Genomic DNA, 6,893 nt, shown 5'->3' on the forward strand with positions numbered 1-6,893 from the left:
TGGGCACCGTCGGGGCTCCAAGCACCGGAGTCGGTGGCCTCGGTGGTGAGGGTGAGGGTGTTCTTGCCGGTGGTGGCGTCCCACACCCGGACCCCGTTGCGTCCGTTGGTGAGGATGCGGGATCCATCAGGATTCCAAGCGCCGAAGTTCGCACAACGTCTTGTCAAGACTAGTACGTTGTCGCCGGTGGCAGCATCGAACACGCAGATCCCGCCCTCGCCCACGGCGAGGATGCGGTTGCCATCAGGATCCCATGAAACGGACTTTGGTGGTACACCCATCGAGAAGGCTCTAAGCGTTGTATGTCTTGGTACGACCTTATCTTCACAAGGGGCAACAAGCGTGCCGCGGGTCATGAAAGGCGCTTTACTGAACAGCAATTGAGTTCGGTGTGTTGAGGCATTCGTTGTATTGGCGCCGGTGAAATCGCAGTGCCGGAAGACGGCTCCAGAGAGATAGCTGTCTGTAAGGTTTGCGGATCCGAGCGTGCAAGACATCAATCTTGTCCGCATGAGCGATGCGTTGCGTCCGTCTGAGCGATCGAGCCTGACATTTGTGAGTACTGCATCATCCAGCCTAGCGTTAGAAAAGTCGATGCCCGTCAGGTCAAGTACCTGCTCGTTCTCCCCTCCTATTTGCCAGTCTCTGAGATCAACGTCCGCCAAGTTGAGCTCACGGGTCGAGATATTCGGGAAACCGCGTTGCCTAGCCAGCAAGACGTAGGAGAAAGCTAGAGTCCGTGCGCGCGGAGTACCTTCACGCGCTACTTGAGTAAGGGTCGTTAGTGTCCGTTGCCGGTCAGGCGGGTTCAGAGCGTCAAGAAGCTCACCAAAGAAGACGAGTGACTCTTGGCTTGGACGGGGAATGTCCCATACGCCGAGTGCTTCCCGCAGCGCTGCGCCGTCGGCTAGAAGAGACGTGACAAGGCCCTTGGCAAGGAAATACTCCAGGAGTGAGGAGTGAGCGAAGGTGAAGACGTCTCCGCGGCGTGAGAGGAAGGTCGCTGTACGCAGGTCCTGCTTCCACTGGTCCGGCATCCAGTCTCTGTACTCAAGCTTCAGCTCGCGGTGATCATCTAAGAAGCGTAGCATCCATGTTTCCATCCAGTCCGCAGGCCAGGTACGTAGTTCAGACTTCCACACCTCAACGGCCATGCGACTCATGAGGATGCGCTTGTGCTCAGGCTTCAGCGTGTGCTTACCGTCGTCCCGTTCCAACCAGCGGTCGACGAAGCGGCCATAAAGATCCACTGAGCGGAAGCGTCGTCCGTCTGCGAGTGCCTGTTCTACATCTGGCAGCACATCCCGAATCATGTTGAGCATGACCGGCTGCTTTGCCAGCGAGCGCAAGTCGTGAATGGAACTGATCATTTCCAGCAGGCTTTGCGGATTCGAATCCGGAACATTGCGCTCCAAGTACTCAAGAATCTGCTTCTCTTCAAAGGGAAGCATGGTGAGTACCAGGTAGTCCTCGCCACGAACCCGTTCGCGATTCTGATTGGAGAAGAATGAAATCTCGTCGCGGACTGAGCGGAAATACTGGCTCCGGCAAGTGAGCATGAGCTTGCTGAGGGCTTCGCCGACGTCATTGGTCAACGTCAGCACTTGGAGCAGGCCTCGCGTCAGTTTCTGGCCCTCGCGCTCCTCCAGGTGCACTAAGACCTCGTCCAGCCCGTCAAAGATGACGATGCATTCGTGGCTCCTGATGGTCTCAATGACCTGATCCACATTCGCCGGGTGCGGGGAGCTCTGACCGATCATCTGCTCGAGCATGGAACGTAACCCGAAGTTGCTGAGTCTGCTCGTGGTGAGGTCGCGTAAGTCGAAGTAAAACGGCAGTGGGACATCGGCGTCGGCTTCGTCTTCGTATTCATCAAGTAGTCTGCGGGCAAATAGGATGGAGGTGGTCGTCTTTCCTGTGCCCAGATCTCCCAGAAGTGCGCAAACGCGGTTGCTGTGGGCGGAGTGGTCAACTGCCCATTTTTGAAGTCGATCGATCGCTACGAAGCGGTTGCTTGAGGGCTGGCGAGAGTGATCATCTGCCTTGCTGTTAGTGAGATCGAGTGATTCTGAGAACTTGCCCAAGTATGCCTTCGACTCGATGAATTCTGTATTCCCAGAAAGTCTCGCTGCAGCGAGACGTTCGCGCGCCAGCTGTGCAGGTTCAGCAGGGTCGGCTGTGCCTGTGTAGGTGAATCTCTCGTGATCTTGATGAAGCTGATCGCGTACCCTGCTTGCCACATGTTGTGCGATCTCTTCTCTCATAGTCGTGTGGGCGTTGTGGTATGCGCGACCTGGAATGACGGCTTTGCCGTCGAAGGGCGCGAAGCTGGCGCCCTGAGGCAGCTCCTTGAGACGGACCAGCACCGGGCGAGGAAAGTGCTCGTGAACCTGCTTGCTCTGATCGTCGTCGTCCAGGTAATTCGGGCTGAGAAGTACAACCGCGGTGGAGGTCGCGCGCAGACGCTGCTCGCGAACCGTGGTGATGTCTTCGCCGAGTGGAGTATCGCTTGATGTCCACACCGTCACCTCGTACTCATCACGAACGAGGGTCTTAAGCTGTATGGTGATCTCCTCGGCAAGTTTCTCGGCCAGGCCTTGGTCTTTCGTAGAGAAACTGATGTATACCGTCACCCGCTTCGCGATTGGATCGCTTTCAGTGGCGTATGCCTCCACTGACGCGTCTCGTAAGTGGCGCTGCTCCTGTGCATCTAATAGGGCGGATAGTTCAGCGGGTGGCAGAGGACGTGACACAGGTTCATTGGAACTGCTCATCGATAGCCTCCTCGGTCAGACAGACGATCAACGACGCCTTCGACGAACTCGCGGGCGAACCGGTCCTTTTGTACGGAGCTGCTCAAGTCCCCGTACGCGTAGTGACCTTGGCCGTCGGAGCGCTGCATCCGGTAGATCTGGCGCTTCTCGATGCCCAGCAGCTCAAAGTCATCGCGCAATGGCACGGACCTGAGCATCAGGGGCAGTGTCGGCTTGTTCGGCGCATCGCCTACGCCGGGGACCTCGTGTGCCCGTACGAAGTCTGAAGCGAGAAAACTCGGGCTGAGCAACTGAACGATGTAGTCGCTCTCGCCCAGCCGGGTGAGGATCTCCGGCTCCCACTCCTCGCCGGGCGTGATGACGGAGTCCTCCCACCAGGACACGTTGTAGTTGCGCAGTATCTTGAACCGGGTCCGCAGGCGCCCGAGCAGATCCCTCTTGAGGCGCTCGTCATCGTGCGCCCAGGACAGGAAGAACTTGATCTCGGTCTTCACCGCTGCTCCCTTCGTTGTACGTGCGAGGCCCGGGGCCCGATCCGATCATTAAGCCAGTCGAGCACACTCGGCTCGTCGTCGTGGCTTCCCTTTGACCATGCGGGTCTCCGCTTGCTGCCCGGCCACTTGACGGCGTTCCCGACCTGACGGTTCTCGGCAGCCGCGCGCACCACCCTGCCCCACTCTTCTTCGCTCAGCCGTCCGGCCAGAGCCAGCAGATCGGCGCAACCCCGCGTCTGGCTGTAGCTACTAGACGTCTCCAACGCCTCAAGCAGGCCGTCAACCAGCGCATCCCGCGTAGCCTCCTGGCCGGCAAGCCACTGCACGACGTCCCTCGCGATCACCTCCGGTTGATCGGGGTCATCCGCGATCAGTGCTTGGGTGCGTGCAAGAAAACCCGCCGGGGACTCGCCGTCGGCGTACTGAATCCACAGGATAGGCACATGCCTTCCGAGCGCCCAGTCGATCTCCTGCTGGCACCACGGACGAGCCGAGTAACCTTTGGTACCCACGCTTACGAGGGCGGCGCTGGACTCCAACTCGGCGCGGATTGCTTGCTCCCAGTCGGTGCCTGGAAGTATCGCGTGCCGTGCCATCACGGCATCAACATGCAGCTCGGACAGCTTGTCGTGCAGCTCCTGCGCCGCCTTCCCGCCAGCAGCGCCCTCGTTATAGCTCAGGAACACCTTCACGTTAGGCATCGGTGCCTCCAGCAACCGTGGCGCCGGTGCTGAGCCCACGTACGATCAAGCCTGCAAGTTCCGAAGCGCGCTGAGTGGTCGCCAGACGTTCCAGGTCCGCGGCATCCAGCCCCGTCAGTTCTGGATCGAACCCATCGGCTATCTCCGCGACGGCGTCGCGGTAGGCCGGCAACGCACGGACGGCGGCAAGCGAAGCCTCCGACACGGGGTTACCGGCTCCAATCCCCAACTCGTGGGCAAGGACGGCGGCCGCACCACCGAAACCCCCGGCTATGAACAGGGGCTGTCCGGCACGAACCGTGTACAGGGCCTCCTCAACTACCCCTGGAATGGCTCCCACGTAGCCGTCGGGAGTGGTTTCAGAAGCCGATATCGTCTTCCCTCCGATCAGCAGCCTGGCGTCGCAGAATCGTGGAAGCGCCGCCCGAACCTCGCTGTATGCCCGCGCTAGAACCTTAGGGCCGGAATCAGTCCACAGCTGCGCCTCGTCAACGTCGGTCAGGTGTCCGTGCTCATCGACGACGTCGATTCGCCCAACAGCGGCGAGAGCTTCCGTAGTACGCGTGAGCTGATCCAGCGCCTCACGGTTCGACAGGACCATGCGAGGCACGGTCAGGGTGAACATGTCACCGGGGTGGAGCCTTTGCTCAGCAGCATGCGTGCCGCTGTGCCGGTGCTGCTCGTGCTTCGCAGCCCTGACGTAGCGCTCGACGGTATCGATTACCGCCGCCGTGAGATCCGGCGCATGTGTTCCGATGGCACCCGCGTAGGTCATTCCGCCGCCGGCCAGCAGCATCATTTGCGCGACCTCCGCCACCGCCAACTCCAGATGACGGTCGGACAGACCACGCGCTTCCAAGTCCGGACTCTTCGCCATGGAAATCCCCAGCATGAGCCTTGACAGCGGGCGCTCCAGTGCCAGATTCGGAGTGGTCAGCGATGGTTCGCCACCGCCCCATACGCCTCCAGCGGCGAAGAAGGTACGGGGCGTGAGCAGATGTACCTGGTCCCGCTCATACCCGGACAAGGCGCAGAGCTTGACCATAATCTCATGCTCTGGCGGCAGCAGCGGCGGGTCCGGGTGCAGGGGCCAGAGGTGGTGATCCTGGGGGAAAGCCTGCTTGTGGGCAGTCAGAAAACTCGTGAGCATCAACGGCTCCGGCGGGTGCACTGGGGCGGCATCGAAGCCGTCATTGTTGGAGCCACCCGCCTCAGCTGCATCCTGGGAAGATGCACCCAGGTGCGGGACGCGGCGCGAGGCATGCCGAGTTGATCGTTACCGTGCGCGGCGAGTCGCTTGTAGAGGTCTCTTCGTGCTTGTCGTGTGGCTTCGTTGCCTTGTCTGCCTTGTTGTTTGAATAGGTCGCGGGCGGCCAGGTAGTCCTTGGCGGGCATTTGTGCCAGGATCTGGTATTGGCCGTCGAGCTGGAACTCGAACTCGGCGCCCTTGGTCTGTAGGTCGCGGCTGCGGCCGTTGTGGTAGACGGTGCGCACCATGGTGCGGTTGTCGCGTGCTGGTGGGGGCTGGTACTGCTTGGCGACCGCTCCGGGGTCCTCGGCGCCCAGGGCGTGGCGGAAGCCGTGCTCGTCGGGCAGGGCCATAGGGCCGGGGGCCGTGTTGCCGCTGGCCGTCATGACTCGCTCGCCTGGCTGAGTGGGGAGGTGGCGGGGTCGGCGCGGATAATTGGGGCGATTTGGCCCCAGTTGGTGCCTACGGGGTCGCTGATGGTGATGTCGCTCTGCTGTGCTTGCAGGGTCAGGTAGGTGTGGGCGTCGGTGATGCGCAGGTTGTCCACGCTGATCGGTCCGCCCAGGGCGGGTGGGAGGATGAAGCCGTACACCTGGTCTGAGCTGACCGGACCTAGGCGCGTAAGCGCCTGGGGCGGCAACGCCCGCTCGGAGGCATCCTCAGGCTCATGGGCGTAGTTGAAGGCTTTTCCCCCGAACATGACGCGTCCAGCCCGCTCACGGGCCTCTGTCTGTCCCCTTGTGTGACGGGTTAGCCGGTTGAACTCGATCTTGTTGTAAATGGGGTCAATCTGGAGACAGTCCCCGGAATCTTCCCCCCACAGGAACATGTATCCCATGGCGTTGCGGGCTAGGCAGTGGAAGGTGTCGGTGAAGGGGAGTTGGTCTTGTACTGGGTTTAGCCATTCGTGTACTACTGGTGCCCAGGCGATGGGGTCGGTGATCCAGAACAGGCCGTTGCCGAAACCCTCGAAACCCAGGCGCCGCCAGGTATACAGAATCGAGCGTGGCAAGACATCCGCGAACCGCTCGAAGTACTCCTCCGGCACGGGTGCAGCAACACCCATCGGCGCCAGGTCCATATCCTCCGGAGCGACCAGGTCCTGCTGAATACGCGCTTCGGTCAGCGCGTCCTGCTCGGCCGGGTCGGTCGGCTCGGGCACCGGCGTGAAATCCCAAAGGTCCGCGGGACCGGTCCCGCCCTGCCTAGGAGCAGTGTGCGGAGTGTCGTCGTCCATCATGAGTTTCCTTTCCGCGCTATCGGAGTCGGGTCCGGGTCGGCGCGGATAATCGGGGCGATCTGGCCCCAGTTGGTGCCTACGGGGTCGCTGATGGTGATGTCGCTCTGCTGTGCTTGCAGGGTCAGGTAGGTGTGGGCGTCGGTGATGCGCAGGTTGTCCACGCTGATCGGTCCGCCCAGGACCGGAGGAAGCACAAACCCATACACCTGGTCTGAGCTGACCGGACCCAGGCGCGCAAGCGCCTGGGGCGGCAACGCCCGCTCGGAGGCATCCTCCGGGTCCTCAACACTCCATTTGGCTGAGCCGGTGAACACCACACGTCCTTGCTGTTGGCGTACTTCCGGATCGTTGGCGGCTTGTATGGCGAGTTGGTCGATGATCACTTCACTGTAGGTGGGGTCGATCTCGATGCTGTGGCCGGTTTGTTCGCCCCAC

General features: G+C 61.2%; 7 protein-coding genes. All 7 read right to left on the reverse strand.

The features are described 5' to 3' along the window. The coding region (locus GZ997_RS05660) for an NACHT domain-containing protein (protein WP_203234027.1) at window positions 1-2,675 on the reverse strand (2,675 nt) is incomplete at its 3' end. 95 nt (window positions 2,676-2,770) lie between these two features. Further along, a complete protein-coding gene (locus GZ997_RS05665) occupies window positions 2,771-3,268 on the reverse strand; it encodes a toll/interleukin-1 receptor domain-containing protein (RefSeq protein ID WP_162679183.1) in 498 nt (165 codons plus the stop codon). Then, the gene (locus GZ997_RS05670; protein ID WP_162679184.1) at window positions 3,265-3,969 is read right to left on the reverse strand and encodes a toll/interleukin-1 receptor domain-containing protein; all 705 of its coding nucleotides are present in this window, start codon (window positions 3,967-3,969) and stop codon (window positions 3,265-3,267) included. The genes GZ997_RS05665 and GZ997_RS05670 overlap by 4 nt, the downstream gene beginning before the upstream one ends. Next, on the reverse strand, window positions 3,962-5,119 hold the full coding sequence (locus GZ997_RS05675) for a hypothetical protein (protein ID WP_162679185.1): 1,158 nt from the start codon (window positions 5,117-5,119) through the stop codon (window positions 3,962-3,964). The genes GZ997_RS05670 and GZ997_RS05675 overlap by 8 nt, the downstream gene beginning before the upstream one ends. Continuing rightward, window positions 5,119-5,604, reverse strand: a complete 486-nt coding sequence (locus GZ997_RS05680; protein WP_162679186.1) for a polymorphic toxin type 15 domain-containing protein — start codon at window positions 5,602-5,604, stop codon at window positions 5,119-5,121. The genes GZ997_RS05675 and GZ997_RS05680 overlap by 1 nt, the downstream gene beginning before the upstream one ends. Then, on the reverse strand, window positions 5,601-6,458 hold the full coding sequence (locus tag GZ997_RS05685; protein WP_162679187.1) for a GAD-like domain-containing protein: 858 nt from the start codon (window positions 6,456-6,458) through the stop codon (window positions 5,601-5,603). Before GZ997_RS05685 ends, GZ997_RS05680 begins: the two co-directional genes overlap by 4 nt. Beyond that, window positions 6,455-6,893 (reverse strand): T6SS immunity protein Tdi1 domain-containing protein (locus tag GZ997_RS05690; RefSeq protein WP_162679188.1); only part of this gene is annotated, 439 nt, incomplete at its 5' end. The genes GZ997_RS05690 and GZ997_RS05685, both read right to left, overlap by 4 nt.

The organism is Actinomyces sp. 565 (assembly GCF_010365615.1).
In the GTDB taxonomy this organism is placed as follows: Bacteria; Actinomycetota; Actinomycetes; order Actinomycetales; family Actinomycetaceae; genus Actinomyces.